This is a genomic window from Kitasatospora sp. NPDC058046 (genome assembly GCF_042885595.1).
In the GTDB taxonomy this organism is placed as follows: domain Bacteria; phylum Actinomycetota; class Actinomycetes; order Streptomycetales; family Streptomycetaceae; genus Kitasatospora.
Window position 1 is genome coordinate 234,722 of record NZ_JBHVRS010000010.1, and the last position, 26,191, is coordinate 260,912.

General features: G+C 75.1%; 24 protein-coding genes. 14 read left to right on the forward strand and 10 right to left on the reverse strand.

The features are described from left to right. Positions 1–83: 83 nt before the first annotated feature. The 3 genes from ACFVU7_RS22090 to ACFVU7_RS22100 all read right to left on the reverse strand — a co-directional run bounded on the left by ACFVU7_RS22090 (position 84) and on the right by ACFVU7_RS22100 (position 2,852). Complete coding sequence (locus ACFVU7_RS22090) at positions 84–1,526, reverse strand: SulP family inorganic anion transporter (RefSeq protein WP_388046654.1); 1,443 nt, start codon at positions 1,524–1,526, stop codon at positions 84–86. 161 nt (positions 1,527–1,687) lie between these two features. Beyond that, positions 1,688–2,290, reverse strand: a complete 603-nt coding sequence (locus tag ACFVU7_RS22095; protein WP_049653421.1) for a carbonic anhydrase — start codon at positions 2,288–2,290, stop codon at positions 1,688–1,690. Between the two features lie 199 nt (positions 2,291–2,489). Next, positions 2,490–2,852 carry a hypothetical protein gene (locus ACFVU7_RS22100; protein WP_049653423.1) on the reverse strand — a complete coding sequence of 121 codons (363 nt, stop codon included), beginning with the start codon at positions 2,850–2,852 and terminating at the stop codon, positions 2,490–2,492. Between the two features lie 266 nt (positions 2,853–3,118). Between ACFVU7_RS22100 and ACFVU7_RS22105 the strand changes: the two genes are divergently transcribed. Beyond that, a complete protein-coding gene (locus ACFVU7_RS22105; protein ID WP_387826562.1) occupies positions 3,119–3,880 on the forward strand; it encodes a class I SAM-dependent methyltransferase in 762 nt (253 codons plus the stop codon). 50 nt (positions 3,881–3,930) lie between these two features. Here ACFVU7_RS22105 and ACFVU7_RS22110 read toward each other — a convergent pair whose 3' ends face one another. Further along, complete coding sequence (locus ACFVU7_RS22110) at positions 3,931–5,532, reverse strand: ABC-F family ATP-binding cassette domain-containing protein (RefSeq protein ID WP_388046584.1); 1,602 nt, start codon at positions 5,530–5,532, stop codon at positions 3,931–3,933. A 258-nt stretch (positions 5,533–5,790) separates the two neighbouring features. Here ACFVU7_RS22110 and ACFVU7_RS22115 point away from each other — a divergent pair, with 258 nt between their 5' ends. Further along, the gene (locus ACFVU7_RS22115; RefSeq protein WP_388046586.1) at positions 5,791–6,705 is read left to right on the forward strand and encodes a RimK family alpha-L-glutamate ligase; all 915 of its coding nucleotides are present in this window, start codon (positions 5,791–5,793) and stop codon (positions 6,703–6,705) included. 141 nt (positions 6,706–6,846) lie between these two features. On the opposite strand, the gene ACFVU7_RS22120 is transcribed toward ACFVU7_RS22115, so the two are convergent. Next, positions 6,847–8,181 (reverse strand): NAD(P)/FAD-dependent oxidoreductase, encoded by a 1,335-nt coding sequence (locus ACFVU7_RS22120; protein ID WP_388046588.1) that lies wholly within the window; start codon positions 8,179–8,181, stop codon positions 6,847–6,849. A 473-nt stretch (positions 8,182–8,654) separates the two neighbouring features. Between ACFVU7_RS22120 and ACFVU7_RS22125 the strand changes: the two genes are divergently transcribed. The 4 genes from ACFVU7_RS22125 (at position 8,655) to ACFVU7_RS22140 (ending at position 13,279) form a co-directional block, all read left to right on the forward strand. After that, positions 8,655–9,818, forward strand: a complete 1,164-nt coding sequence (locus ACFVU7_RS22125) for a magnesium and cobalt transport protein CorA (RefSeq protein ID WP_049654602.1) — start codon at positions 8,655–8,657, stop codon at positions 9,816–9,818. A gap of 404 nt (positions 9,819–10,222) precedes the next feature. Further along, positions 10,223–11,083 carry an SDR family NAD(P)-dependent oxidoreductase gene (locus tag ACFVU7_RS22130; RefSeq protein ID WP_388046590.1) on the forward strand — a complete coding sequence of 287 codons (861 nt, stop codon included), beginning with the start codon at positions 10,223–10,225 and terminating at the stop codon, positions 11,081–11,083. Positions 11,084–11,419: 336 nt separating this feature from the next. Then, a complete protein-coding gene (locus tag ACFVU7_RS22135; protein WP_388046592.1) occupies positions 11,420–12,985 on the forward strand; it encodes a hypothetical protein in 1,566 nt (521 codons plus the stop codon). A gap of 132 nt (positions 12,986–13,117) precedes the next feature. Then, positions 13,118–13,279 (forward strand): hypothetical protein, encoded by a 162-nt coding sequence (locus ACFVU7_RS22140; protein ID WP_158077757.1) that lies wholly within the window; start codon positions 13,118–13,120, stop codon positions 13,277–13,279. A gap of 19 nt (positions 13,280–13,298) precedes the next feature. On the opposite strand, the gene ACFVU7_RS22145 is transcribed toward ACFVU7_RS22140, so the two are convergent. Beyond that, positions 13,299–13,655 (reverse strand): hypothetical protein, encoded by a 357-nt coding sequence (locus ACFVU7_RS22145; protein ID WP_388046594.1) that lies wholly within the window; start codon positions 13,653–13,655, stop codon positions 13,299–13,301. A 124-nt stretch (positions 13,656–13,779) separates the two neighbouring features. Between ACFVU7_RS22145 and ACFVU7_RS22150 the strand changes: the two genes are divergently transcribed. The 4 genes from ACFVU7_RS22150 to ACFVU7_RS22165 all read left to right on the forward strand — a co-directional run bounded on the left by ACFVU7_RS22150 (position 13,780) and on the right by ACFVU7_RS22165 (position 16,651). After that, positions 13,780–14,376 carry a helix-turn-helix domain-containing protein gene (locus ACFVU7_RS22150; RefSeq protein WP_049654612.1) on the forward strand — a complete coding sequence of 199 codons (597 nt, stop codon included), beginning with the start codon at positions 13,780–13,782 and terminating at the stop codon, positions 14,374–14,376. 62 nt (positions 14,377–14,438) lie between these two features. Further along, positions 14,439–15,452 carry a signal peptidase I gene (gene lepB / locus ACFVU7_RS22155; protein WP_082345913.1) on the forward strand — a complete coding sequence of 338 codons (1,014 nt, stop codon included), beginning with the start codon at positions 14,439–14,441 and terminating at the stop codon, positions 15,450–15,452. A gap of 222 nt (positions 15,453–15,674) precedes the next feature. Next, entirely contained in the window at positions 15,675–15,896 is a 222-nt protein-coding gene (locus ACFVU7_RS22160) for a hypothetical protein (RefSeq protein ID WP_388046596.1), read from the forward strand. A gap of 95 nt (positions 15,897–15,991) precedes the next feature. Next, positions 15,992–16,651 (forward strand): zinc ribbon domain-containing protein, encoded by a 660-nt coding sequence (locus tag ACFVU7_RS22165; RefSeq protein ID WP_049654596.1) that lies wholly within the window; start codon positions 15,992–15,994, stop codon positions 16,649–16,651. A gap of 96 nt (positions 16,652–16,747) precedes the next feature. Here the strand turns inward: ACFVU7_RS22165 and ACFVU7_RS22170 are convergent, their stop codons facing one another. Next, a complete protein-coding gene (locus ACFVU7_RS22170; RefSeq protein ID WP_388046656.1) occupies positions 16,748–18,313 on the reverse strand; it encodes an LCP family protein in 1,566 nt (521 codons plus the stop codon). 369 nt (positions 18,314–18,682) lie between these two features. On the opposite strand from ACFVU7_RS22170, the gene ACFVU7_RS22175 reads away from it, so the two are divergent. Both ACFVU7_RS22175 and ACFVU7_RS22180 read left to right on the forward strand, forming a co-directional pair. Beyond that, complete coding sequence (locus tag ACFVU7_RS22175; RefSeq protein ID WP_388046598.1) at positions 18,683–19,066, forward strand: hypothetical protein; 384 nt, start codon at positions 18,683–18,685, stop codon at positions 19,064–19,066. Between the two features lie 234 nt (positions 19,067–19,300). After that, positions 19,301–20,509 (forward strand): trans-sulfuration enzyme family protein, encoded by a 1,209-nt coding sequence (locus ACFVU7_RS22180; RefSeq protein WP_388046600.1) that lies wholly within the window; start codon positions 19,301–19,303, stop codon positions 20,507–20,509. A gap of 86 nt (positions 20,510–20,595) precedes the next feature. Here the strand turns inward: ACFVU7_RS22180 and ACFVU7_RS22185 are convergent, their stop codons facing one another. Further along, on the reverse strand, positions 20,596–22,368 hold the full coding sequence (locus tag ACFVU7_RS22185) for a SpoIIE family protein phosphatase (RefSeq protein ID WP_388046602.1): 1,773 nt from the start codon (positions 22,366–22,368) through the stop codon (positions 20,596–20,598). 349 nt (positions 22,369–22,717) lie between these two features. Between ACFVU7_RS22185 and ACFVU7_RS22190 the strand changes: the two genes are divergently transcribed. Both ACFVU7_RS22190 and ACFVU7_RS22195 read left to right on the forward strand, forming a co-directional pair. Next, on the forward strand, positions 22,718–23,941 hold the full coding sequence (locus ACFVU7_RS22190; protein ID WP_388046604.1) for an ROK family protein: 1,224 nt from the start codon (positions 22,718–22,720) through the stop codon (positions 23,939–23,941). 224 nt (positions 23,942–24,165) lie between these two features. Further along, complete coding sequence (locus tag ACFVU7_RS22195) at positions 24,166–24,708, forward strand: hypothetical protein (protein ID WP_147409357.1); 543 nt, start codon at positions 24,166–24,168, stop codon at positions 24,706–24,708. Positions 24,709–24,745: 37 nt separating this feature from the next. On the opposite strand, the gene ACFVU7_RS22200 is transcribed toward ACFVU7_RS22195, so the two are convergent. Both ACFVU7_RS22200 and ACFVU7_RS22205 read right to left on the reverse strand, forming a co-directional pair. Continuing rightward, positions 24,746–25,405 carry a transcriptional regulator gene (locus ACFVU7_RS22200; protein ID WP_220450154.1) on the reverse strand — a complete coding sequence of 220 codons (660 nt, stop codon included), beginning with the start codon at positions 25,403–25,405 and terminating at the stop codon, positions 24,746–24,748. A gap of 161 nt (positions 25,406–25,566) precedes the next feature. Next, the gene (locus tag ACFVU7_RS22205) at positions 25,567–25,962 is read right to left on the reverse strand and encodes a hypothetical protein (protein ID WP_049658815.1); all 396 of its coding nucleotides are present in this window, start codon (positions 25,960–25,962) and stop codon (positions 25,567–25,569) included. Between the last annotated feature and the right edge of the window lie 229 nt (positions 25,963–26,191).

Sequence of the window (26,191 nt, forward strand, 5' to 3'; positions counted from 1 at the left end):
CGCGGGCTGCTCCGCGAGGGCGCGTCGGCGGGTGGGCGGGGCGCTCCGTGAACCGCCCCGCCCACCCGCCGTCCGTCCGACCGTCAGGCGCTCATGACCAGTGGCGGTTTCAGCCGTACGTCGGTGCTGCCCCGTGCGGTGTGCTGGTCGGCCCAGGTGAGCAGGGCGCTGCGGCAGGCGTGGTCGAGGTGGCGCAGTTCGCTCCAGTCGAGGTCGACCGCGCGGTCCGTCGGCAGCGACTCCAGCGTGTCCAGCAGGCGGGGCAGCCGCAGGAAGGTGGCGTTGCCGCTCAGCCGGACCTGCAGCGGTCGACCGTCACCGTCGTCGGTGAGATCGATGTGCAACCGGGAGGTCTGCCAGGCGCTCTTGGCGACGGCGAGGGCCACCCCGAGCAGCACGCCCTCGAAGAGGTTGGTGACGACGATCGCGCCGGCGGTGGCGGTCAGTACCACGACCTCGCCGCGGTGTGCCCGCCACAGGGCCGCGCCCTGCCGCAGCGGGATCAGCTTGCCGCCGGCGTGGATGAGGACGCCGCCGAGGACGGCGAGCGGGATCAGTCCCAGGACGGCGGGCAGCAGCGCGGCGAACAGCAGCAGCCAGACACCGTGCAGGACGCGGGAGGTCCTGGTCCGGGCGCCGGCCTGGACGTTGGCGGCGCTGCGGACGATCACGGCGGTCATCGGCAGCGCGCCGAGCAGCCCGCACAGGGCGTTGCCGACGCCCTGGGAGGTGAGCTCCCGGTCGTAGTCGGTGCGGCGTCCGTCGTGCATCTGGTCGACCGCGGCGGCGCTGAACAGGCTCTCGGCGGAGGCGATGACGGCGAACGCGAGCACGGTGCCGAGGCCCGCCGCGCTCGCGACGGCCCCGAAGCCGTCCGCGGTCGGGACGGCGACGGCGCCGAGCAGGCCGTCCACGTCCACCCTGGGGACGTCCAGGTCGAACAGCGCGGTCGCACCGGCGGCGAGGGCGACCGCCGCCAGCGGGGCGGGCACCGCGCGGACGGGGCCGGGCAGGTTCTTCCAGCACATCAGCAGGGCCACCGTGGCGGCGGTCATGAGGACGGCGGTCATCGCGGCCCGGCCGGTCAGCCAGTCGCCGAGCAGCGCGGGGAGCCCGGCCACCTTGGCGGGGCCGGTGCCCGGCGCGGACCGGCCGGAGACGGCGTACAGCTGGCCGAGGATCAGGATGAGGCCGATCCCGGCGAGCATGCCGTGGACGACCGACAGGGAGATCGCGCGGAACCAGCGGCCCATCCGCAGCAGGCCCATCGTGACCTGGAGGACCCCGGCGGCGAGGACGAGGGGCCCCAGGGAGGCGAGCCCGAACTGCTGGACGGCGTCGTAGACGAGAACGGTCAGTCCGGCGGCCGGCCCGCTGACCTGGAGGCTGCTGCCGGGGAGCAGGCCGACGACCAGGCCGCCGACGATGCCGGTGATCAGGCCGCGTTCGGCCGGCACGCCGGAGGCGACGGCGACGCCCACGCAGAGCGGGACGGCCACCAGGAAGACGACCAGCGAGGCGGGCAGGTCCTGGCGCCAGTGCGCGAAGGGGCCGCGCGGCGCGGACGCGGCGGAACGGTCGGAGCCGTCGGGAACCCGGTTGCGGCCACGGGGCCCGGAGCCGTCGGGAACCCGGTTGCGGCCACGGAGCCCGGAGCGGTCGGGGATGCGGTTGCGGTCGGGCGTGTTCACAGCGGCAGGAACCCCCGGTCCGAGCCGGCCAGGACGGTGCCGGTGTGCACCTCGTAGTACCAGCCGTGCAGGCGCAGGGTGCCCTCCGCCAGGCGGCGGGTCACGCCCGGGTAGGTGTGCAGCCGGTCGAGCTGGGCGAGCACGTTGCGCTGCACCGGCCCCGCGACGTCCGCCTCCTGGTCGTGGGCCGGAACGGGGGCGAGGTGGCGGGTGGGCGGAGCGGCGTGCTCGAGCCAGGTCCGCACGGCGGGGACGGGGGCCAGGTCCTCGGCCCGGACGAGGGCACCGATGGCCCCGCAGTGGGAGTGCCCGCAGACGATGATGTCGGGGACCCTGAGGATGTCGACGGCGTACTCGATGGTGGCCGCCTCACCGCTGGGGGCGGTGGTGTCGTAGGCGGGGACGATGTTCCCGGCGGTGCGCAGCTCGAACAGCTGCCCGGGGCGGGATCCGGTGATCAGGGCCGGTACCACGCGGGAGTCGGAGCAGGTGATGAACAGGGCTTCGGGGGCCTGCCCGGCCGAGAGCCGGCCGAGGTCGTGGCCGCTGGTGGCGAGCCGGTGCGGGAAGACGCGGGCGTGCGTCACGAGGGACTGCATGAGAGGTCTCCTTCTGCCCGCCCGGGTGGTGCCGGGCGGGGAGCTGCTGTCATGGGGCAGCGGCGGGCTGACGCGGGTGCGGCGGAGCGGTGCGCCGGTCCGGGCCGCGGATCGTCGGCCGAGGGCATGGCGGGGCCGCGCGTGCCCGTACCGGGCGCGCGCCGGATCGCGTGCGGGGAGCGTCAGCTCGCGGGAGCTGTCAGCAGCGGAACACCTGGAGGCGCGCGAGCGCGGCCGGTCTCGACCCGTTCGCTTCCGGTACCGGCCCGGTGGGCACCGTGGCGGGTGTGGCCGCGACGCCGGTGCCGACCGGGGCGAGGAGGGCCGTGCGGACGGCCGTGCCGCCGCACGCGCGGTGGCGGACCGCGGCCCGGCCGGTCAGGGCCTCCGCGGCGTGGTGGGCCTTGCAGGTCGGGTCCCCCTCGGCAGCCGCCGCGGGTTTCGGCAGCGGCTCGGCGGCGTACGCCTGGGCGCCGGTCCCGAGGACGGCGAACAGGGCCGAGACGAGCGCGGCGAAGAGAAGGGCGAGCCGCTTGCCGCGCGAGATGCGCCGTGCCGTCACCGCCGCCTCCCCTCGGGTCCGTTGCCGATCACCGTTGTCCCCCAGCGTACCGACGGTGTGTAACCACGACGTTAGCTCCGGGCTCCGCCGAGGTGAGATTTCCCCAACATCGCGTGAAGGTTCTGTCGGGGCCAATCGAGCTTCTTCCACAGGAATATGAGGATCCGTCATCAATTTTCGGAAGCCGCGGCCGATGCAGTAGCTGTCGGCGCCTCGGCCGAGGGAATCCGCTGGCCGGGCGGTGGACCCGCCGTCATGATGCGGACATGCGTACCTTCGAAGAGCTGATCGCCGAGGCGGAGTCCGTGTCCGTGGACGGCTGGGACTTCTCCTGGCTGGAGGGCCGGGCGACCGAGGAGCGGCCCTCCTGGGGCTACCAGCGGCTGCTGGCCGGACGGCTGGGTGCGGCGACGGCGGCGCTGGACGTCCAGACCGGCGGGGGCGAGGTGCTCGCGGGCGCCGTACGGCTGGGCGGGCGGCCGCCCGTGCTCGCGGCCACCGAGTCCTGGCCGCCCAACCTGGCCCGCGCCACGCGGCTGCTGCACCCGCTGGGCGCGGTGGTGGTCGCGGACCCGGACGAGCCGCCGCTGCCGTTCGCCGACGGGGCCTTCGACCTGGTCAGCAGCCGGCACCCGGTGCGGGCCTGGTGGACGGAGATCGCCCGGGTGCTGCGCCCCGGTGGCACGTACTTCGCCCAGCACGTCGGCCCGGCGTCGGTCTTCGAGCTGGTCGAGTACTTCCTCGGGCCGCAGCCGGAGGCACGGGAGGGCCGCCGCCCCGAGGTGGAGAGTGCCGAGGCGCGGGCGGCCGGGCTGGAGGTGGTGGACCTGCGGTCCGAGCGGCTGCGGACGGAGTTCCGGGACATCGGCGCGGTGGTGTACTTCCTGCGCAAGGTGGTCTGGATGGTCCCGGGCTTCACCGTCGAGACCCACCGGGACCGGCTGCGCGAGCTGGACGGGCGGATCCGCGCCGACGGGCCGTTCGTCGCCCACTCGGCGCGCTTCCTGATCGAGGCGCGCAAGCCGTAGCCGGGCCGGCCCGCCCGCCGGGAGGAAGCCCGGCGGGCGGGCACCGGCCCTCAGGACTGCGTGACCAGGTCCAGGTAGGTGTCGTGCCAGAGGTCCTCGTCGCCGTCCGGGAGGAGGAGCACGCGGTCCGGCCGGAGCGCCTCGATGGCGTCCGGGTCGTGGGTGACCATCACGATCGCGCCGGGGTAGCCGCCGACCGCGGCCAGGACCTCCGTGCGGGAGGCCGGGTCGAGGTTGTTGGTCGGCTCGTCGAGCAGCAGCACGTTGGCGCCGGAGTGCACCAGGGCGGCCAGGGCGAGCCGGGTCTTCTCGCCGCCGGACAGCACCCCGGCGGGCTTGTCGGCGTCGTCGCCGCGGAAGAGGAACGCGCCCAGCACGTGCCGCAGTTCGCCGTCGGTCAGGCCGGGCGCGGCCGCGGCGAGGTTGTCGCGCACGCTGAGCGCCGGGTCGAGGGTGTCGTGCTCCTGGGCGAAGTAGCCGAGCCGCAGGCCGGTGCCGGGGACGACGCGGCCGGCGTCCGGGGCCTCCCGGCCGGCCAGGACGCGCAGCAGGGTGGTCTTGCCGGCTCCGTTCGGGCCGAGCACGACCAGCCGGCTGCCGCGGTCCACGGCGAGGTCCAGGCCGGTCAGCACCGGCCGGCCGCCGTAGGACTTGGCGAGGCTGATCGCGCCCAGCGGCATCCGGCCGCACGGGGCGGGCTCGGGCAGCCGGATCCGGGCGGTGCGCTCGGCCTGCCGGACGGGTTCGAGCTCGGCGAGCATCCGGTCGGCCCGGCGGGCCATGCTGCGGGCGGTGGTCGCGGTGGCGACGTTGGCCCGCATCCGGTCGGCCTGGGTGTGCAGGGCGGCGGCCTTGCGCTCGGCGTTGGCGCGCTCCCGGGTGCGGCGGCGCTCGTCGGCGGCGCGCTGGTTCAGGTAGGTCTGCCAGCCGGTGTTGTGGACGTCGATCGCGGCGCGCTGCGGGTCCAGGTGGAAGACCCGGTTGACGGTCTCCTCGAGCAGTCCGAGGTCGTGGCTGATCAGGACCAGTCCGCCGCGGTGGGTGGCGAGGAAGCCGCGCAGCCAGGCGACGGAGTCGGCGTCCAGGTGGTTGGTCGGCTCGTCCAGCAGCAGGGTGCCGTGGTCGGCGAACAGGATGCGGGCCAGTTCGACCCGGCGGCGCTGACCGCCGGAGAGCGTGCCGACGGGGGAGTCCATCACCCGGGTGGGCAGGCCGATCCCGGCCGCGATCCGGGCCGCCTCGGCCTCGGCGGCGTAGCCGCCCCGGGACTGGAACCCGGCCTCGGCCCGGACGTACGCGTCCATCGCCCGGCGCTCCTCGGTGGGCGACCCGGCCCGGGCCATCGCGGCCTCGGCGGCGCGCACGGCGCGGACGGCGGCGTCCAGGCCGCGGGCGGACAGGACGCGGTCGGTGACGGTGGCCGACGGGTCGGCGGCGCGGGAGTCCTGCGGGAGGTAGCCGACGGCCCCGGTCCGGGTGACCGTGCCGGCGGCGGGCGCGAGCTGCCCGGCCAGGGTGGCGAGCAGGGTGGTCTTGCCGGCGCCGTTGCGGCCGACCAGGCCGATCCGGTCGCCGGGGGCGATGTGCAGGGTGACGTCGGACAGCAGCAGGCGGGCGCCGACGCGCACGTCGACACCACGGGTGGTGATCATGGGATAACGCTCCGAAAAAGCTTGCGGACACACGGGTGGCGTGGAAGTGGGTCCGCGAGCTAGGAGATTCGGGGCGTAGACATGTCGGGCAGGCTAGCGGGCGGGCGGAGCGGGCGCATCCGAATTAACCGGGCGACGAAGCGGACGGCTCGGAGCGGGGCGGCACGGTTGCGGATACCCGGTTTCGGCCACCCCGCCGGGCCGGTGGCGCACGAGGCCGCCTTGTCGTGATCACGCCGCACTCGCTTGCATGTCCGCATGCCCCGACGCGATCTCGTACTCCTGACCGATCACAGCTCGACCGAAGGCAGTCGGCAGGTGCTCGCCGCCGCCGCCCGGACGCTGACCGGCCGGGAACCCGTACAGCTGGACGCCCGGCACTTCCTGACCGGCGGCAGCGGCCTGATCGAGGCCGACGACGCGGGCGGGTTCCGACTGGAGGCGGGCGGCCGGACGGTGACCGCCGAGACGGTGATCGTCTACGAGATCCCGCCGCACCGGCGCCGCGCGTTCGAGGACTTCCAGCGGCGGCTGCGCGGATTCGGCGCCCGCTCGCTCGGCACCGACGCCCAGGCGTGGCGGTCGGCCACCGAGAAGGACCTCACCGTCGCCCGCTTCGTCCGGGACGGCGTGCCGCACATGCCCAGCATCGCGCTCCGCGAGCCGAGCCCGGAGGCCGCCGCCGAGGCCTTCGCGGAACTCGGCGGCGACGTCTGGGCCCGGCCCTGCGTCGGGATGGGCGGCGACGACGTCTTCCACGTCACGACCCGCGCCCAGCTCGACGCCGCCGCGCGGCACTACGCGCGGGCGCCCTGGCTGCTCGCCCGTGACGCCCGCAACATCCTCCCGGACGGGCGCCGCCACCAGTACCGGGTGGTGGTGCTGCACGGGCGCGTGGTCCGGGTGGTCGAGCACGTCCAGGTGGACCCGGACGCGCCCTGCAACGAGAGCCGGGGGGCCGTCTCCACCGTGCTCGACTACGCCGAACTGCCGGACGGGCTAGCGGAGTCGGCCGTCGCGGCGGCCGCCTCCCTGGGGCTCGACCTGGCCGGGGTGGACCTCGCGGCCGAGAGCGGCGGCGTGGTCTTCGAGGTCAACGTCCACCCCGCCTTCGGCCTGCGCGGCCTGGAGCAGGTGGCGCTGCCGTACGTCGCCGCGCACCTCGGGGCGTAGCGCTCCGGAGCGCTACGCACCTCGGGATGCAGCGCTCCGGAGCGCCGCGCCGGCGCCGCGCCCCCTCACGCCCGGAGCGCCGCGCCGGCGCCGCGCCCCCCAAGTCCGGAGCGCCGCGCCGGCTCCTCGTTCCCGTGCCCCTCAGGCCCGCAGGACCGCCGCGAGCACCGACGGCCGGAACAGCAGCGACGGCGGCTCCACCAGCGACATCACCTCGTGGAACGCCGCGGTGACCGCCGGGTCCCGGGTGCTGGCGGCCAGCACCTTGTCGAAGAACCGGTGCTGGAGCCCGACCAGGGCCCCGGAGGGCGCGCCGGCGGTGGCGCGGAAGCGGGCGTCCTCGGCGCAGGAGATCATCCACGGCACCGCGGAGGCCGCGGCGACGGCGCGCCGCGCGGCCCGGGCCGCGGCGTGCCCGATGCCGCCGTGCCGCTTCGCGGAGCGGCGCAGCTCCCGGGCGCAGAACAGGGCGACGGTGACGCCCTGCCCGTACACCGGGTTGAAGGTGCTCGCGGCGTCGCCGACCACCACCAGCCCGTCCGGGCCGCCGCGCTCGTAGTGCCGGCGCACGCCCGGGCCGGGGAGGAACCCCCGGACCTCGCCCGCCGGTTCGGCGCCCTGCAGCACCTCGTGCAGGAGGGGGTCGCGCAGCTGCCCCAGGTGCTCGGCGAACCCCTCCGGGCCGGCCGCCGGTTCGGCGCCGCGCATCCCGGCGAGGCTGACGATCCAGCGGTCGCCCTCGACCGGCAGCAGGACGCCCATCCGCTGCGCGTCCGGGGCCTTGGTCTGGAGGTAGACCGCCTGGTCGCCGAGGTCGGACCCGGCCGGGCGGTGGAAGATCCGGGAGGCGTACGCGACGCCCGCGTCCACCCGCTCCTCGGGCACCGGCGGGCAGCCCAGTTCGGCCAGCCACTTGGGCACCGAGGTCGAGCGCCCGGCCGCGTCCACCACCAACTCGGCCGGTATCTCCCGGACCTCGCCGCGCTCCGGGCCGCGCTCGCGGACCTTCACCCCGGTCACCGCCGTCGCCGAGCCGAGCAGCCCGACCACGTCCGTCCCCTCCAGGAACTCGATCGCGGGGTGGGCGCGGACCCGGTCCAGCACGAACGCGTCGAGCAGCGGCCGGGTGCAGGAGAGGAAGGCCATCTGCGCCGGGTACTCGGCCAGCCACCCCGCGGAGCACAGCCACCTGACGTCCGAGGCGGCCACCCGCTGCGCGCCCGCGTCCATCAGCTGCTGCTTGATGCCGGGCATCATCTCGTCCAGCAGCCGGTGCCCGGCCTCCAGCACCAGGTGGGCGTGCCGGCCCTGCGGCACCCCGGCCCGGAACTCCGTCCCCGCCGGGTACCGGTCGCGCTCCACCACGACGATCCGCTCGGCGATCCCGCGCAGCGCCCAGGCGGCCGCCAGCCCCGCGAGTCCGCCGCCGACCACCACCGCAGTACCCCGCCCCGGGGCCTTCTTCGAAGAAGTCATGACACGTAGCGTAGTGGCGTGGTCGCCGATTCGTGACGGCTTCGCTGTGGACGAACAACCCCGCCCGGTGCGGCCGTTGAGAGGGCGCGGGGCCGGCGCCGGGCGCTCCGTGGAACACCGGTGCGGGCGGTGGACGCGTGCCCGGCCCGGGGCCCTGGTCGGAGGCCGGGGCGTACGGGTACTAGACTCGGCGGGGTTGTGCTGGCGCCCCTCCCGGTGCGTGAGCGCGCGGAGCCGAGGAGGTGAGAGCCGTGGAGTGCAGTAGTACGGGTCGAAGTCGGCCCCGCCCCCGGTTGTCCCGCACCACTCGCAGCCCCCGGCACACCTCCTCCCGTACGGCTCCCGCGCGGCACTGACCTCGTCCTCCCGGCGAGGCGCCGCCGGTCGCGCCGTGCGCGTGGCGGCCGGCCGGGCGCCTCCGGTCCGCCGTGTTCCCGTACGGCGGCCGGGCATCCCCCGTGGAGGTCTCCGCCATGTCCGACTGGCGTGTGCGCGCCGTGCGCGCGAGCAAGCGTCCGTTCTCCCGTTCCGTCGTCCGGCCCTCGGACACCCAGCCGGCGCCCGAGCACTCGATGGACCCGCGCCCCGACCAGCCCGTCGAACCGGTGACGCTGGAGCGTTCCGTCGTGGACGCGGCGGTCTACCGCGACGGCCGCCGGATAGACGCGCCCACCGACCTCGCCGACATCTACCGCACGCTGCCCGACCGGCCCGGCACGATGGCCTGGATCGGCCTGTTCCGCCCCGCCGAGGCGCAGCTGCTGGAGGCCGCCGACCGGTTCGACCTGCACGAGCTGGCCGTCGAGGACGCCATCGTCGCCCACCAGCGGCCGAAGCTGGAGCGCTACGGCGACACCCTGTTCGTCGTGCTGCGCGCCGCCCGCTACCTGGACGAGGCGGAGGAGGTCGACTTCGGCGAGATCCACCTCTTCGTCGGCCCCGACTTCGTGCTCACCGTCCGGCACTCCCAGGCCCCGGACCTGTCGGCGGTGCGCCGCCGCCTGGAGGACGACCCGGAGCTGCTGGCGCTCGGCCCCGAGGCGGTGCTGTACGCGGTGCTGGACGCCGTGGTGGACGGCTACGCGCCGGTGATCGCCGGCCTCCAGCACGACATCGACGAGATCGAGACCGAGGTGTTCGGGGGCGACCCGCAGGTCTCCCGCCGCATCTACGAGCTGTCCCGCGAGGTGATCGAGTTCCAGCGGGCCACCCGCCCGCTGCTGGAGATCATGAAGAGCCTGGAGGCGGGCTTCGGCAAGTACGGCACCGACGAGGAGCTCCAGCGCTACCTGCGCGACGTCGCCGACCACGCCACCTACGCCGCCGAGCGGGTGGACGGCTTCCGGCAGATGCTCCAGAACATCCTGACCGTCAACGCGACGCTGGTCTCGCAGCGGCAGAACGAGGAGATGAAGCAGCTCGCCGAGGCGGGGCACGTGCAGAACGACGAGATCAAGAAGATCTCCTCCTGGGCGGCCATCCTCTTCGCGCCGACCCTGATCGGCACGGTGTACGGGATGAACTTCGAGACGATGCCGGAGCTCCAGTGGGCCTTCGGCTACCCGTTCGCGATCGGGCTGATGGCACTGGTGTGCACCGGGCTGTACCTGGTGTTCAAGAAGCGGAACTGGCTGTAGGCCGGAGCTCCGGACCTCCGCGGGGGTGGCTGCGTCAGGGATTCGTCAGGGCGTCGGCGCGGCGCTTGCCCGGGTGGGGGAGCGTCGGTTGGATGAGGAGCATGAACCGCCCGGTACGCCATCACGACCGTCCGCCGCATAGGCGGCCGACGGTCCGCGCTGCCGTGGCCGTCATCGCCGTGCGCTGATCCGCGCCTCCCCGCCGGAGGGCACGGTGCGCGCCGTACCCCGTCCCGGCGCCGTCGCGGCGCGGGCGGGGGCGGGCGCGCGCGGGCCTCGCCCGGGGGCCGTCGCGTTCCGTAGTAGGCGTTCGGCGTTCCTCTTCTCCTCATTCCATCGGGCCAGTTGAGCCCGCACCCCCGGTCCGGTCAGGGCCGGCGGTGCCACGCACCCTGGGAACGGTCATGTCCGACTCCGTCCTGTCCATCTCCGCCGTGTCCGAAATGTCCGGCACCGTGCTGTCCGGCCGCACCGCCCTGGTCACCGGGGCCTCCTCCGGGATCGGCTGGGAGACCGCCCGGCTGCTCGCCGGGCTGGGTGCCACCGTGCTGGTGCACGCCAGGACCGCCGCCGAGGCCGAGGCGGCCGTCGGGCGCCTGGTCGCCGCGGGCGCCCGGCGGGACCAACTCGTCGAACTGGCGGCCGACTTCACCCACCTCGCGGAGATCGCCGTGCTGGCCGGCACGGTCGTCAAGCACTACCCGGCGCTGGACCTGCTGGTGAACAACGCCGCGGCGATGGCCCCCGAGCGCTGCACCCTCACCGAGGACGGCAACGAGGTCTCGCTCCAGGTCAACTTCCTGGCCGCGCACCTGCTGGCGCGGCTGCTGCGGGCGCCGCTCTCGGCGGCCGGCGACGCCAGGATCGTCAACGTCTCCTCCTCGCTGCACCGCACCGCCTCGATGAACTGGTCGGACCCGCACCGGACGAAGCGGTACTCGCGGGTCGCCGCGTACGCCCAGTCGCAGCTCGCGCTCACCATGGCGACCGCCGAGATGGCGCCGGCCGGCTCCGACATCACCGCCGTCAGCCTCAACCCGGGCCAGTGCGCCACCGCGCTGCTGCCGCTGTACGGGCGTACGGGCGCGCCGGCCGCGGAGGGGGCGGCGGCCGTGGTCCGGCTCTGCCTGCCGGGCGTCCCGGTCGCCAACGGCGCCTACTACGACGGCGGTTCGGTCGCGCAGACGGCGCTGGTCGCCCAGGAGGAGCGTTCGTTGAAGCGGTTGGCGAGGCTCGCCGACCAGCTGGTCGGCCGGGCGGCCTGAACCGGGCCGACCCGACGTCCACGAGGAGGACCGCCGTGTCCGAGCGCGCCCGTAAGAAGAGGGCCCGTCGGAAGAAGACGGCGAACCGCGGCGGCAGGGCCGGCCAGGGCTGAGCCGCCCGGCCCTCGCCGGAGGGTGACGGCTGCCGGGCACCGGGAGGGCGCGCCAAGAGCGCGTCAAGAACGGTGCCCGGCGGCGTCAAGGAGGTGTCAGGGAGCACCTCGTCGCCGGTGACGCGGCACTAGCGTCGCGCGGCGGAAGTGGAGAAACGGTTCTGCGTTTCGGTTCCGGCCGGGGCATCGGCAGACCGTGCGACGGGGGAAGGGACGGGTGGTCATGACGACCTCCATGGAGCACCGGGCGAGCGCCCCGCGGGAGGACGACCCTGCCGGGGAGGGCCGCGCCGGGGAAGGCCGGGGCCGGGAGGAACGGGCCGAGGAGGGCCGCGCCGGGAAGGCGCCGGGCGCCCCGGCCCGCCTGGGCCGGGCCGTCCGCAGGACGGGCAGCCGGGCCTACTGGACCACCCCGCGCCTGGTCCGCGGCCTCACCGCACTGAGCCTGGCCGCCCTGCTCGCCCTCGGCGCCACCGCCACCGCCGTGCTCGGCGGAGCCCGCGACGGCACCGACACCATCGGCCACCGGGCCGCCCCGCAGGCCACCCGCGCCGCCGACCTCTACTTCGCGCTCAGCGACATGGACGCCCAGGCCGCCAACCTGCTGCTGGTCGGCGGCGACCCCGACTACACCGCGCTGCGCCGGCAGACCCTGGACGCCTACGAGCAGCGCCGCGCCCAGGCCGACGACGACCTCCAGCAGGCCGCCCAGGCCGCCGCCGACGATCCGGCCGGGCAGCGCGCCGTCCAGCTGGTGCTCGGCCGACTGGGCGGCTACGAGGCCCTGGTGGCCCAGGCCCGGCTGCTGGAGGAGCAGGCCAAGGCACCGGCCGGACAGCCCTCCCCGGCGGCCCTGGACACCTACCGGCAGGCCACCGACCTGCTGCGCCAACAGCTGCTGCCCGCCGCCGACCAGGTCACCGCCGCCAACGAGGCCACCGTCGAGCAGGTGTACTCCGGGCAGCGCCGGGCGCTCGGCGGCGGCTGGTGGTGGCTGCTCGCCGTCGGCCTGCTCGCGCTGGCCGCGCTGCTGGGCCTCCAGCGCGCCCTCGCCGTGCGCTACCGGCGGGTCCTCAGCCCGGCGTTGGCCGCCGTCACCGTGCTGACCGGCGTGGCGCTGGTGACCGCGCTCGCCCTGGCGGGCCGTGCGGACGACCGCCTGGTGACGGCGAAGAGCAACGCCTACGACTCGGTGATCGCGCTCAGCCGGGCCCGCGCCGTGGCGTACGACATGAACGCCGACGAGAGCCGCTACCTCACCGACCCGAGCCGCGCCGCCGCCTACGAGCAGGGCTTCCTCGACAAGGCGCAGGCGATCGTCCGCCTCGACGGGGTGGCACTGCCGGACTACGGCGCCCGGCTGGCCGACGCCGCCGCCCGGCACCGCGCGGACCGCACGGCGGTCCCCTTCGGCGGCTACCTGGGGAGCGAGCTGCACAACATCACCTTCGCGGGCGAGCAGGACGCCGCTGAGCGGGTGCTGGACGCCTTCCAGCAGTACCAGCGGACCGACCGCGGGATCCGCGAGCTGCGCGACGCCGGGAGGCTGAAGGAGGCGGTCACGCTCAACACCGGGCTGTCGAAGGGCCAGTCCGACTACGACTTCGGGCAGTTGGGCACCGCGATCGGGGACACCATCGCGATCAACGCGGGTGCGATGGACCGGGCGGTCGCCGGGACCGACGACGACCTCGACGGCACCACGGCGGCGCTGGCCGGCGGGGCGCTGCTGCTGGCGCTCGGCCTCACCGCGTTCGGGGTGCGGGCCAGGCTGCGCGAGTACCGGTAGCGGGCCGCGCTTCCCGCCCCCGTTGCTCACCGTTGCTCACTGCTCGGTGACAACTCGGCCTCGGTCCAAGGACGTTCGGTGCCGCCATGGGGCGGGCGGGGGAGTCTCCCCGGCGACGGGGAGGAGGCCCGGATGCGGGCGATCGCGGGGATGATGACGGCGGCCGTGGCGGCCGGGCTGCTGTTGGGCGGGGCGGTGGGCCTGGTGCTGTTCGTCGTCACGGACTGGTCCGAGCCGATCGTGCGGTCGCTGTACGAGCAGGGGCCGTTCTTCTGGTTCCTCGGCACGCCGTAGCTGTTCGGACCCGTAGGCCTCAGCCGGGCAGCAGCCGCTGGTACTCGGCCTCCGGGTCCAGTTGGCGCCGGTACTCGACGTGCAGCCGGACGGTGCCGTCCGCTCCGGCCAGGCGGTCGAGCGGGCCCTGCCAGTCCGGCAGCGGGCGGGGCAGCGGCCACTGCTGGGCGAGGACGGCCAGCGGGGTGCCGTCGGCGGCGCGCACCACCCAGGTGGCGAGGCCGCCGCCGATCAGCGGGAGCCGGGGCCGGGGGAGCCCGAGGGCGGTGAGCGCCGCCGGGGCGTCCAGGCCGTCGGGGAGCGTGACGGTCCCGGCGTGCGGGGCGTCGGCGTCGTCGCCGGCCGCGACGCTGTCCCGGGTGAGGTGGATGCGCATGACGCGAGGATAGGCGTCGGGGCCGTGGACGCGCCCCGGGGGCGTGACCCGCAGGGGTGGCGGAGGGGTCCTCACCCGTGTGCCGGATTGACAAGGGTCCTTGCCGTACCGGCAAATGGCAGGCATGGCCGACGAAGAGTTCGAGAACGTCCTCACCACGGTGGGCCCGCGGCTGCGGGCGCTGCGCAGGGAGCGCGGCACCACGCTCGCCAAACTGGCGGCCGCCACCGGCATTTCGCTCAGCACGCTGTCCCGGCTGGAGTCCGGGCAGCGCAAGCCGACGCTGGAGCTGCTGCTGCCGCTGGCCCGGGAGTACCGGGTGCCGCTGGACGAACTGGTCGGCGCCCCGGCCACCGGAGACCCGCGGATCCACCCGCGCCCGGTGACCAGGAACGGCCAGACCATCGTCCCGCTCACCCGCCACCTGGGAGGCCTGCACGCCTACAAGCACATCGTGCCGCCCGGCCGGAACGCCGGGCCGGACCTGGAGCTGAAGGTCCACGAGGGGTACGAGTGGCTGTACGTGCTGTCCGGACGGCTGCGGCTGGTGCTCGGCACCCACGACCTGGTGCTGGCGGCCGGTGAGGCCGCCGAGTTCGACACCCGCACCCCGCACGCCTTCGGCAACGCGGGCCCGCAGCCGGTGGAGTTCCTCAGCCTGTTCGGTCCGCAGGGCGAGCGCATCCACGTCAGGGCGCGCCCGGGAACCTCTGTTCGGTAGGTTCGTTCCTGACAGGGGGTCTTCCTACCGGCTCCCGCCAGGCCGTCGGAGGGGCCGAGGAAATGACTGTGCAGCAGAGCGCGGAGTCCGGCGAGAGCGGCGGAGCCGCGGAGCGCGAGGGGGCCGGGGACGGCCGGGCGGGGGCGGAGGCGGGTACGGGCACCGCGGTGGCGGAGGGGGCGGACGCGGTGAACGCGGGCGCCGACGCTCCCGGGAAGGCCGACGAGGAGGCCGAGCGCCCCCGGAAGAAGCGCCCGTTCTGGCAGGAGCTGCCGATCCTGCTGGTGATCGCGCTGCTGCTCTCGCTCGGCATCAAGACCTTCTTCGTGCAGGCCTTCTCCATCCCCTCCGGCTCGATGGAGCAGACCCTCGCGATCGGCGACCGGGTGCTGGTCGACAAGTTCACCCCGTGGTTCGGCGCCAAGCCCGAGCGCGGCGAGGTGGTGGTGTTCCGCGATCCGGGCGGCTGGCTGGAGGGCACGCCGGCGAGCTCCGGCGACTCCGTCATGGGCAGTGTCCAGAAGGTGCTCAGCACCGTCGGCCTGATGCCCTCGGCGGACGAGAAGGACCTGATCAAGCGGGTGATCGCGGTCGGCGGGGACACCGTCGACTGCGAGGCGGGCGCGCCGCTGAGGGTGAACGGCGTCGCGCTGGACGAGCCGTACCTGTTCCCCGGTGCGACGCCCTGCGACAACGACCCGGTGGGCACCGTCACCGTGCCCAAGGGCAAGCTGTGGGTGATGGGCGACCACCGCAACAACTCGCGGGACTCCCGCTGGCACCACAACGAGACCGGCGACGGCTTCGTGCCGGTGGACAACGTGGTCGGCCGGGCCTTCGTGGTCGCCTGGCCGCTGTCCGACTGGTCCACCCTGCCCGTCCCGGACACCTTCGACAAGGTGCCGGCCGGGGCGGCGGGCGCGGCCGGCGCGCCGTTCGAGGCGCCGCCGGCGCCGGAGGCCGCCGCGCTGGCCGGGATCGTGCCGCTGGCCCTGTGGCAGCGGCGGCGGTCGGCGCGCAGGTCGTCGGCGCGCACGCCGTCGGTGCAGGAGCCCTCGATGCGGAAGGACCGCTGAGGCCGGCTCGCCCCGGCACCCCGACCCGGCCGGTCCTCCGGCCGGGTCGATCGTCTTCGACGGAACTCCTCCCGCTGACCTCTACACGCCTGTAGAGTTCAGGAGGTGAGCTGCACCCCGGCCGTCGGCCGCCCCCGAGCGGGGCGTCCGGCGGCCGGGTCCGGGTCGGGAGACGGAGCCGTGATGGAGAGTCAGTGCAGTCCCGTGGGCGCCGGAGGTCCGGTGGGAACGGAACCGGCGGACCGGGACGTCCAGTGGGTCTACCAGCCGGTCGAGGTGGACCTCGGGGGCGGCGCCTGGGCGCTCGGCCGGATCAGCGGGTGGTGGCAGGACGCGGCCGGGCAGCGCTGGTGCCGGCTGCGGATCGGCCGCAGCGGGCAGCCCGCGCGCTGGCAGCCGTTCGATCCGGTACGGGTACTGCTGCTGCCGGCCACCGGGCTCTGATCGGGGACGGTCGAACGTTGTTGGCGGAACCGTTCGATGGGCCCTATCGTCCCTGGGAGCGACCGCTGACAGGCCATTGAGCGACCGGGGACGACGTGAGTTCGGAGATCTACTTCAGCAGCAACTACCGCGACATGTGCGAGCAGCACGGCACCGGCGCGGGCTTCCAGTTCGAGTTCTACTGCTATCGCTGCTCGGACACCTGGCGTTCGACGTTCGAACCGTTCCGGACCGGCCAGATGGCCGGCTGGATAGGCAAGGGCGTCAGTGCGGCCTGGAACCTGATCGGCGGCAACGCCAACACCATCAGCAACGCCGCCGACGGGCTGGCCGGGCAGACCTGGGGCACCTCGCGGGACGCCGCGTTCCAGCGGGCCATCACCAACGCCCAGTCCCACTTCAACCGTTGCGCCCGGTGCACCCAGTACACCTGCGGGCGCTGCTTCGACCCGGCCCAGGGCCTGTGCCACAACTGCGCCCCGGACACCGCGGCCGAGGCGGTGGCGGCGCAGCACCGCGGTCTCAACGACGCGGTCACCGAGCGCGCGTTCAAGGCCGGGCAGCAGTCCGGGGCCGGGTACGACGTCAGCACGCCGCGGCAGCTGGTCTGCCCGCAGTGCCACACCGAGACCCACGGCACGCCGTTCTGCCCGGGCTGCGGCTTCCGGCTGGCGCAGCCCGTCCAGTGCACGGGCTGCCGCCAGGACGTCCCGGACGGCGCCGCGTTCTGTCCGTCCTGCGGGACGAGGCGCTGACACCCCCTCGGACGTACCTCGGCGGGGCGTCTCCGGAGCGATGATCCGGAGGCGCCCCGCCGTCGTGCGGGGGACCGCTGTGCGAGGGGGCCGGGCTCAGCCGTACGAGAGGTTGGCGCAGGGGTCGTCGTCGGCCGAGCGGGCGGCGCCGCTGATGCTGGTGGGCAGCGGGGCCGGTGCGGTGGCGGCGCCGCCGGGGGCCGGCGCGGCGGGGCCCGCCGGGTTGGCGGCGGCGAAGTCGTGGCCGAGGACGACGCTGACGCCCCGGCCGCCGGGCTGCACGGTCGCGCCGGGGAAGAGCTTGGCGACCGACTCGGCGGCGGTGCGCTCGCCGGTGCCGTACTCGACGACGGTGGTGCTGCGCGGCTTGCCGACCGCGTTGCCGACGCCGGTGACGGTGTAGCCGGCGCCCTTGACGGTCTCCGCGGCCCGGCCGCCGAGCCCGGTCTCGCCGGTGCTGTTGAGCACGGAGACCTTCACCTCGGCGGCCTTGGCGTCCGGGGCGGCCGTCGGGGCCGGAGCGGCCGCGGGGGTGGTGGCGGGATCCGCGGCGGGGGAGGCGGAGCCGGCTTCGGCCGGGGCGCTCGCGTCCTGGCCGTCGATGGTGCGGTCGGCCTTGAGCGCGGCCCAGAGCTGGTCCACGTCCGGGTGGACCAGGGCGACCCGCGGGCCCTCGTAACGCCAGGGCACGGTCAGGAACTTGATGTCGTGCAGGTCCACGTCCTTGAGTTCCATGGCGAAGGAGAGCAGCTTGGCGGCGGAGCCGAGGCCGGGGTCGACGGTCAGCGACTTCGTGGCCGCGTCGGCGAGCGGCAGCAGCGTGGTCGGGTCCATGCCGTGGGACTTCACCTCCTTGATGAGGGAGGAGAGGAAGGCCTGCTGGCGCTTGGTGCGGCCGATGTCGGAGCCGTCGCCGATGCCGTGCCGCACCCGGACGTAGTCCAGCGCGCTCTGGCCCTCGACCTTCTGCTTGCCCTTGGCGAAGAGCAGCTTCCCCTTGCGGCCGAGGTTGGGGTTGAGGTCCCCCTCGTGGATGTCGTTCGGCAGGCAGACCTCGACGCCGCCGACCGCCTTGGTCATCGACGCGAAGCCGTTGAAGTCCACCACGATGGTGTGGTCGACGCGCAGGTTGGTGAGCTTCTCGACGGCGTTCTGGGTGCAGGCCGGGTTGCCCTGGTCGCTGTCGCCGACCGAGAAGGCGCTGTTGAACATCACATTGGTCTGTTCCTTGGTCCACTTGCCGTTGGGGAGCTTGCACGGCGGGATGGTGACCAGGGAGTCGCGGGGGATGGAGATGCCGACGGCGTGCTTGTGGTCGGCGTAGACGTGCAGCAGGATCGCGGTGTCCGAGCGGGCGCCGCCGTCCCCGCCGCCGCCCAGGTCGCTGTTGCCGTTGCCGCGGCTGTCCGAGCCGATCATCAGCACGTTGACCGGGGTGCGGCCCTGGGAGTCCGGGGCCGCGGCCTCCGGGCGGTCCTTGCTGAGGGCGTCGCCGTCGAAGGTGCTGATGTTGCTGTTGAGCCGGTAGTAGAGGGCGGCGCCGCCGAGGACGGCGAGGGCGGTGCAGCCGGCGGTCGCCCAGAGCACCTTCTCCTTGGTGCCGCGCTTGGGCTTCTTCTTCGCCCGGCCCGCCGCACGGCCCTCCGCCGAGCCCTCCGCTATGTCCGAGCTGTCCGGGTTCTGACCGGTTCCGGTCCGGTCGGCCCTCCGGCCGGTGCTCCGGCGCCCGCCCGCCCGGTGCGGCGAATTCTCGGCTCCGGGGGAACCCTTGCGGCCAGACACGTCGTCATCCTCCACAGTTGCCACGCGCCCCCCCGTCGAAGCGGCGGGTTCGCGTGGCCGGGGGCCGGAGCCGATCCGGGCAGGGCCCGTCGCTAAACTTTTACACCGCTGTAGAACTTCAGTGGAGCATACTAGGCGCGGATGGGAAAACCAGCTGGTCAGACCATGAGAAATTGGTCAGATCGGCGGGGTCCGCGCTGCTCCGGAACCGCTTTGAGGAGCACGATGACTAATCGGATCATACGTTCGATGGCTGGCGCCCTGGTGGCCCTGCTGGCCGCCACCGGCCTCACCGCCGTGGCATCGGGCGCGGCGGCGGTGGCCGCACCCCGAACCGTCGCGGCCGCCGCCGCGAACCCGGGGGCGGCCGTGGGGGCCTCCGCCGCGGACGCCGGTTCGGAGGTCCGTACCGGGGCGAGCGCCGCCTCCGGTGCCTCCGTCACCACGGTCGCCTCCGGTGCCTCCACCGCCGAGGCCGCGAACCTCGCCAAGGAGGAGAAGAAGAAGTCGGGCTTCTTCGCCAAGCTGGGCAAGTTCCTGCTGGTCGTGGTGATCCTGATCATCCTGTTCGTGGTGCTGCTGATCGTCGGGATCGTCTACGCGGCCAAGCGGATCTTCAGCCGCCGCAAGTAGCCGCGAGTAGCCGCGAGGCGTCGGGAGCCTCTCGCCGCCGCCGGGAGCCACCCGCCTTGGTCGGGAGCCACCCGCCGTGGTCGGGAGCCGCCCGTCGTAGAGGGGAACCACCCGCCGCCGCGACCCGGGCGTCGCCACCGCCTTCGGGCGGTGGGCCGGAACGACCGCCCGGGCAGGCCACTCGACGGCGATTGGCCATGGCCCGGGCGCCGGGACCGCCCGAGGATGAACGCCATGAGCGACCACCACTCCCACGAGGCCCCCGACGAGCTGCGCCCCGAGAGCCGGGTCGTCCACCCGCCGCTCACCGAGGTCACCGGCAGCCGTCCGCTGGGCGTCCCGCTGCACCAGGGCCACCTGTTCGCCTTCGACACCGGCGACGCGCTCGCCGGAGCCCATGGGGGACCGGACGGCGCCTTCTTCTACAACCGCTTCGGCAACCCCACCGTCCGCTCGCTGGAGCAGGCCGTCGCCGGACTCGAGGGCGGCACCGGAGCCCTCGCCACCGCCTCCGGCATGGGGGCGATCAACACCGCGCTGCTCGCCCTGCTGCGTGCCGGCGACCACGTGATCGCCCAGCGCAGCCTGTACGGCGGCACCGTCGGCGCGCTGACCGACCTCACCGAGCGCTGGGGCGTCGAGGTCGGTTACGTGAACGGCGACGACCCGGCCGGAGTGGCGGCCGCACTGCGCCCCACCACCCGGGTGCTGTTCCTGGAGACCGTCTCCAACCCCACCACCCGGGTCACCGACCTGCCCGGGCTGATCGCCGTCGCCAAGCGGGCCGGGGTGGTGAGCGTGGTGGACAACACCTTCGCGACCCCGCTGCTGTGCCGCCCGATCGAGCACGGCGCGGACATCGTGATCCACTCCGTGACCAAGTACCTCGGCGGACACTCGGACGTCCTCGGCGGGATCGCCGTCTTCGCCGACCCGGCGCTGCACCACCGGGTCTGGCGGCGCTCGCTCGAACTCGGCGCCGCCGCCGACCCGTTCGCCGCCTGGCTGACCCTGCGCGGGATGCAGACCCTCGCCCTGCGGGTCCGCCGCCAGTGCGAGACCGCGCTCGACCTGGCCGGCCGGCTCGCCGCCCACCCCGCGGTCACCGCCGTCCACTACCCGGGCCTGCCCACCCACCCCGACCACGACCTCGCCCGCCGCCTGCTGCCCGACGGCCACGGCGGAGTCCTGGCCTTCGACCTGGCCGGCGGCCGGGAAGCGGCCGCGACGTTCACCGAGTCCGTCCGGCTCGCCTCGCTGGCCCCGTCGCTGGGCGACGTGCACACCCTGGTGCTGCACCCGGCCAGCACCTCCCACCGGCAGCTGTCGGACGAGGAGTTGGCGGCGGCGGGCATCGGCCCGGGGACGGTGCGGGTGTCAGTGGGCATCGAGCACCCCGAGGACATCTGGGCGGACGTCCGGCGGGCGCTGGCGAAGGTGTGAGCGGAGGTGCGGGGGCGGGGGGTGCGGGCCGAGGGGCCGTCAGGGCCGGGCGGCTGTCGCGGTGAGGACCGGCGCGCGGCGGCCCGTCAGCGCTGCCGGGGGCGGGCCACCAGCAGGGCGATGTCGTCCTCGGCGGCGGCCGGGGGCGGGGCGAGGGAGTGGAGGACGGCGTCGAGCAGCTCGTCGAGGTTCCCGGTGGCGGGCAGGCGCAGGGCCGCGAGCCGCTCCAGGGAGGCGTCGATGTCCTCGTCCCGGCGCTCGACCAGGCCGTCGGTGTAGAGCAGCAGGGTCTGGCCCGGCAGGAGCGGGTGGGCGGTCTGCTCGTAGCCGCCGAGGCCGGTGCCGAGCGGCGGGCCGGTGGGGACGCGCAGCAGCTCGGTCGGACGGCCGGGGGCGATCAGGGCGGGCGGCAGGTGTCCCGCGCTGGAGAGGGTCCAGCGGCCCCGGCCCGGGTCGGCGAGGGCCAGCAGGCAGGTCGCCGGGCGGGCGGAGTCGTCAGCGGAGATGACGTTGTCGAGCTGGCGCAGGATCCGGTGCGGGGGCAGGTCCATCCCGGCGAGGTCGCGCAGCGCGGAGCGGTAGTGGCTCATGTCGACGGCGGCCTCGACGCCGTGCCCCATGACGTCGCCCATCGCCAGCAGGGTGCGCCCGAACGGCAGGCGGACCGTCTCGAACCAGTCGCCGCCGACCACCGAGGAGCTCCCGGACGGAAGGTACCGGGAGGCGAGGGAGAGGTTCTGGTGGGGGTTGCCGGGCTCGCTCAGCAGCGCCCGCTGGAGCTCCAGGGCGATGCCCTGGGACCGGGCGAAGCTGCGGGCGTTGTCGAGGGCGGTGGCGGCGCGGGCGGCGAGATCGCCGAGCAGGGCGGCCTCGTCGGGGGTGAAGGCCGGGCCGGCGGCGGTGCGGCCGAGGGTGAGCAGTCCGATCAGGCGGCCCCGGGCGGCCAGCGGGAGGACCAGCAGTGAGGTGGTCCCGGCCGGGCAGGAGTCCTCGGGCCCGGGCTCGGTGAGCACGGCGATGCCGCCCGCCAGGCTGCGCGCGGCGGCCGAGCCCTCCCGGTGGCGGATCGATTCGCCGGGCCGGGGCAGCTCGGCGAGGGCGTCGGCCAGTGCGGGTACGGCCCGGGCGCCGACGCGGTGCAGCCGCTGGGACGCGCCGTGGCCGACCCGGGCCGGCTCGACCGCGGGCGGCAGCACGTCCACGGTGGCGAGATCGGCGAGCCGGGGGACGGCGAAGGCGGCGAGCTCGGTGCCGGTGGTGCCGACGTCGAGGGTGGTGCCGATCCGTTCGGTGGCGGCGTCCAGCAGGGCGAGCCGGGCCCGGGCCCGCTCCAGCTCGCGCAGCTGCTCGCGGGCCGGGTCGGGGTCGTCCAGCACGACGACGATCACGCCGGTGGTCCGCCCGGAGTGCCGCAGGGCCCGGTAGCGCACCCGCAGGCCGGGCGGTACGGGGGCGCCCGCGCCGTCCGGCCCGCCGGTGGCGTGCTCGCGGGCGAGCCCGTCGGTGAGGACCCGGCGCAGGATGCCGAGGGCCCCGGCGAAGGCGGTGGTCCCGGCGGCGCGGCCGAGCAGGTCGGCGCGGCGCAGCCCGGTGGCGGTGGTGAAGGCCGCGTTCAGGTACTGCCAGCGCAGCCGCTCGTCGAGCAGCGCGACGCCGACCGGGGCGGCGGCGAGGACCTCGCGGAGCCGCTCCGGATCGTCGCCCGGGCCCTCGCCGCCGGCGCTGCCACCGCCGGCGCTGTCACCACTGGTGAAGGCGCCGAGCCGTGCGGCGAGGGCCGCCGCGGTCGCCGCCAGGGACCGGGAGTCCGGTGACGCGGGCCGCGGCCCCTCTGCTCGGTTGCCGTGCCGGAAGTGCATACGCCCATGATCACGCGCCCGGGCGCGGCACGCCCACAAGTGGGTGAAACGTTGACCGGTCGGAGACGGTGCTGTAACGGGGTGCGGCCGGCTCCGCACGGAGCCGGCGGCGAGGCCGTGGGGGAGTGGGGAGGTGGTGGGGAGGCGTGGGTGGGACCGGGGGATACGGCAGGCGAACACCGGATGATCACCGGTCATACTTGGGCGGCGGCGCCCGCCCCGGACGCCGCGGCCCGGGCCGGGCCCACCCGGCCGTACCGGCCCGGACGTACCGACTCGGCCGCACCGGCCCGGACGTACGACCCGGCCGTACCGACCCGCGCCCGAAGACCCAGACCGGAGGAACCCGATGAGCCCCCACCAGCCGACCAGTCGCCCGGCGGCCGGGGCCCCCGGGGTGCCGTGGAACCGGCAGCGGCTGCGCAGCAACAACGAGTGGCTGCTGCTGGAGCTGCTGCGCACCGGCGGCGGCTCCACGCGCGCCCAGCTGGCCCGGGACACCGGTCTGTCCAAGCCGACCGTCTCGGCCGCGCTGGCCGAGCTGGAGCGGGCCGGACTGGTCCGGGAGGCCGGGCGGCTGGCCCCCGAGCGCGGCCGCACCGCCGTGCTGTACGAGGTCGACCCGACGGCCGGGCAGGTGCTCGGCGTGGACATCGGCCGGGCCCGGCTGCGGGTGGCGGTGGCGGACCTGGCCGGCACGGTGGTCGCCCGCCGGGACGTGGCCAACCGGGGCCGCTCGGCGAACGCCGTCGCCGACGCCGTGGTCGCCGCCGCGCACGAGGCGATCGCCGAGGCGGGCCTGGCGGCCGGGGACATCGTGCACGCCGTGATCGGCACCCCGGGGGTGTGGGACGAGCAGCGGCGCGGGGTGCGCTACGCCAACAGCCTGCCGGGCTGGGACAGGCCGGGACTGTTCGACCGGATAGGCGAGGGCCTGGGGACGGCCGTCTCGGTGGCCAACGACGCCAACCTGGCGGCGCTCGGCGAGTACACCCTGGGCGCCGGGCGGGGCAGCCGGATGTTCGCCTACCTGCTGGTCGGCACCGGGCTCGGGCTGGGCGTGGTGAAGGACGGCGAACTGCTGCTCGGCGCACATGGCGGGCTGGGCGAGATCGGCCTGGTGCCGCTGTCCGGGCGGCCCGGCGAGCCGCCCGCGACCATCGAGCAGGACGCCGCCGCGGACGCCGTGGTGCGCGCCGCCCGGGACTTCGGGTTGGACGGGGAGTCCGCGGCGCGGCAGCTGACGGCGAAGCAGGTGTTCGAGCGGGCCCGGGCCGGGGAGCCCGCGGCGGTCCGGGCGGTGGAGCGGGAGGCCGAGCGGCTCGCCTACGCGGTGGCCGTGCTCTCGGCCGTCCTGGACCCGGACCTGGTGGTGCTGGGCGGCGGGATCGGCAGCAGCGCGGACCTGCTCCTGGAGCCGCTGGAGCGGGCCCTGCACGGGCTCGCCCCGATGCGGCCGACGCTCGCGCCGAGCCTCCTGGGGGAGGAGGCGGTGCTCCTCGGCGCGGTCTCCACGGCGCTGGAGACCGCCCGCCCCGCGGTGTTCGAGCGCCGGACGGCGGGGCTGCGGTGACGGCGGGGCCGCGCTGACGGCCGGTCTGGTCGGACGGTCGGCGGGGCGGGAGCGGTCGGCGGACGCGATTCGGGCGGGGTTCGGGCGGGGTTCGGGCGGGGTGGCGACGGTCGGTGACCGGAAGGTCTCGATCTGCCAACGAGTGGGGATTCGGTGGACGGTACGTGTGCGATTCCTGCTTCAATCGCACGACTCATCCAAACGGAACGGAGCGTTCTCCTCCCATGCCTTCACGGATACCCGGTCGCCGTCGGGCCGGCCTGGCCGGATTCGCCGGACTCGTGCTCACCGTCGGCCTGGCGCTGACGGGGTGCGACCCGTCGGCGGCCGACGGCGGTGCCACGGCCTCGGCCACGCCGACCGCCGCCGCCACCACCCCCGCGGCGACCACCCCGCCGGCGACGCCCGCCGCGGCGGTCCCGCCGGCGGCCCCGGCCAGCACTCCGCCGGCCCAGCCGGCGCCCGCGGCACCGGTGGCCACGCCCCCGCCCGCGGCCCCTCCGGGCCAGCCCAGCGCCCCCGCGCAGCCGCCCGCCACCAAGGCGCCGCAGCCGAAGGTGACCACGGCCCAGCCGCCGAAGGACCCGGAGCCCCCCGCGGCGGCGGCCGGTGCCGGCGCCGGATGCGAGATCCGCTCGAACGCGGGCAACTGCTACGAGGCGGGCCAGTTCTGCCGCAACGCCGACCTGGGCAAGAGCACTCACGAGGCCGGCGGCCGGGTGATCTACTGCCGGATGGTCAGCGGGAAGCCGCACTGGCAGGCCTGAGGCCTCCTGGCGCCGGGGCGGGCCGGACGGTTCGCCCTCAGGCGTCGATGACGCCCAGGGTGTCCCAGAACAGGTGCTCGTAGGCCTGGAGCAGCAGCCCGTACTCGTGCGCGGTGGCCAGGGTCGGTTCGTCCAGCCGGTCCGGGCCCAGGGCGTCGGCGGCCTGCTGCTCCAGCTCGGGCGCGGGCTGGGCGAAGAAGTCGAAGAACGCGCAGGACTCGTCGGAGAAGCCGTACTGGCGGCGCAGCGCCTGCGCGATCGTGGCGCAGTAGCCGCCCCAGGCCGCGAAGTTGGCGACGAGCGCGGCGGCCGCGGCGGCGGGCTCGCCGTTCAGGGCGAGCCAGGCGAGGTAGTGCGGGTAGGCCTGGCACCCGGGCAGCGGCGGGTGGGCCTCCAGCGCGCCGTGGTCGAGTCCGACGGCGGCACCGAGCGCGGGCAGGGTACGCAGCGCGGCGCTCTCGCCCTCGGCCAGGGTGGCGAACCAGGCGCTGACCGGCCGGTCCGCGGTGCGGCCGGCGAGCAGCAGCAGGCTGCGGCGGTCGGAGCGGATGATCCGGTGCTGCTGGGCGGCGAGTTCGGCCAGTGCCGAGCGCGGCGCGGTGCCGTCGGCGAGCGCGGTGACCAGCGCGGGGGCGGTGTCGCCGGGTGCCAATTCGGCCCGCAGGTGCTGGATCTGGTCGAGGATCGGGTGGTTCACCGGTGCCTCCGAGGTGCGGTTCGGTCCGGTGCCATTCCTACCGCCTGGCGGTGCCGGTGCGGCGGCGACAGGCCGGGGCCCGAGGCGGGGACCAGCTCCCGGCCGGGGCGGCGCCGGGCCGGGATCTGGTGGAGCGGGGAGACGGGGGTGCCCCCCGTGGTTCAGGAGTCGGCGCAGGCCTTCCCGATCTCGCCGGCAGCGTCGGTGATCGGCTTGAAGTCGGGCTGCTTGCCCTTGGAGACCCGGTCGATGGCGTCGTTGACGGCCTTGGAGAGCCGGTCGGCGGCCGCGTCGATCTTGTCCCCGTTGCCCTCGCGGATCTTCTTGGTGTCGTCGGCGACCTTCCGCAAGGCCTCGACGGTGTGGTTGCGGCGGCTCTCGTCGGTGATCTGCCCGACGTTGATCGCCGAATCCGCGAGGTCCTGGACGTCGCCGGTGAGGCTGATCGCCCGCTTTCCACAGTCCAGGGCCTGGTCGGCGTCGCACGCGGTGAACAACGGGGCCGCGAGCAGCAGTGCGAGCGTGGTGGCGGCCAGACGGTACGGCTTCCTTGTCATGTCTCTATCCCTCCCGCCCCTATCAACGCCGGTCCGTCGTGCGGAGGTTCCGGAAGACTGCGTGAACCGTTGGGAAAGTCTTTGCTTCCAGCGGAATGTGATGTTCCGTCAGTTTTGTGCGGGAAGGATCCGGGCGTTGACCCCCCGGGGGCGGCCGCGGGGGGGACGGCCCGGGCGGGGGGAACCGGTTGGGGGGTAGGTGAGGGGGGTCGCCCAGGGGGGGCTGGGG

Excerpts from the sequence above, each read along its gene's own strand:
- ACFVU7_RS22095 (WP_049653421.1), bottom strand. The coding sequence starts at position 2,290 with ATGCAGTCCCTCGTGACGCACGCCCGCGTCTTCCCGCACCGGCTCGCC.
- ACFVU7_RS22105 (WP_387826562.1), top strand. The coding sequence starts at position 3,119 with ATGCGTACCTTCGAAGAGCTGATCGCCGAGGCGGAGTCCGTGTCCGTG.
- ACFVU7_RS22110 (WP_388046584.1), bottom strand. The coding sequence starts at position 5,532 with ATGATCACCACCCGTGGTGTCGACGTGCGCGTCGGCGCCCGCCTGCTG.
- ACFVU7_RS22115 (WP_388046586.1), top strand. The coding sequence starts at position 5,791 with ATGCCCCGACGCGATCTCGTACTCCTGACCGATCACAGCTCGACCGAA.
- ACFVU7_RS22120 (WP_388046588.1), bottom strand. The coding sequence starts at position 8,181 with ATGACTTCTTCGAAGAAGGCCCCGGGGCGGGGTACTGCGGTGGTGGTC.
- ACFVU7_RS22125 (WP_049654602.1), top strand. The coding sequence starts at position 8,655 with ATGTCCGACTGGCGTGTGCGCGCCGTGCGCGCGAGCAAGCGTCCGTTC.
- ACFVU7_RS22130 (WP_388046590.1), top strand. The coding sequence starts at position 10,223 with ATGTCCGACTCCGTCCTGTCCATCTCCGCCGTGTCCGAAATGTCCGGC.
- ACFVU7_RS22135 (WP_388046592.1), top strand. The coding sequence starts at position 11,420 with ATGACGACCTCCATGGAGCACCGGGCGAGCGCCCCGCGGGAGGACGAC.
- ACFVU7_RS22140 (WP_158077757.1), top strand. The coding sequence starts at position 13,118 with ATGCGGGCGATCGCGGGGATGATGACGGCGGCCGTGGCGGCCGGGCTG.
- ACFVU7_RS22145 (WP_388046594.1), bottom strand. The coding sequence starts at position 13,655 with ATGCGCATCCACCTCACCCGGGACAGCGTCGCGGCCGGCGACGACGCC.
- ACFVU7_RS22150 (WP_049654612.1), top strand. The coding sequence starts at position 13,780 with ATGGCCGACGAAGAGTTCGAGAACGTCCTCACCACGGTGGGCCCGCGG.
- lepB (WP_082345913.1), top strand. The coding sequence starts at position 14,439 with ATGACTGTGCAGCAGAGCGCGGAGTCCGGCGAGAGCGGCGGAGCCGCG.
- ACFVU7_RS22175 (WP_388046598.1), top strand. The coding sequence starts at position 18,683 with ATGGCTGGCGCCCTGGTGGCCCTGCTGGCCGCCACCGGCCTCACCGCC.
- ACFVU7_RS22180 (WP_388046600.1), top strand. The coding sequence starts at position 19,301 with ATGAGCGACCACCACTCCCACGAGGCCCCCGACGAGCTGCGCCCCGAG.
- ACFVU7_RS22185 (WP_388046602.1), bottom strand. The coding sequence starts at position 22,368 with ATGCACTTCCGGCACGGCAACCGAGCAGAGGGGCCGCGGCCCGCGTCA.
- ACFVU7_RS22190 (WP_388046604.1), top strand. The coding sequence starts at position 22,718 with ATGAGCCCCCACCAGCCGACCAGTCGCCCGGCGGCCGGGGCCCCCGGG.
- ACFVU7_RS22195 (WP_147409357.1), top strand. The coding sequence starts at position 24,166 with ATGCCTTCACGGATACCCGGTCGCCGTCGGGCCGGCCTGGCCGGATTC.
- ACFVU7_RS22205 (WP_049658815.1), bottom strand. The coding sequence starts at position 25,962 with ATGACAAGGAAGCCGTACCGTCTGGCCGCCACCACGCTCGCACTGCTG.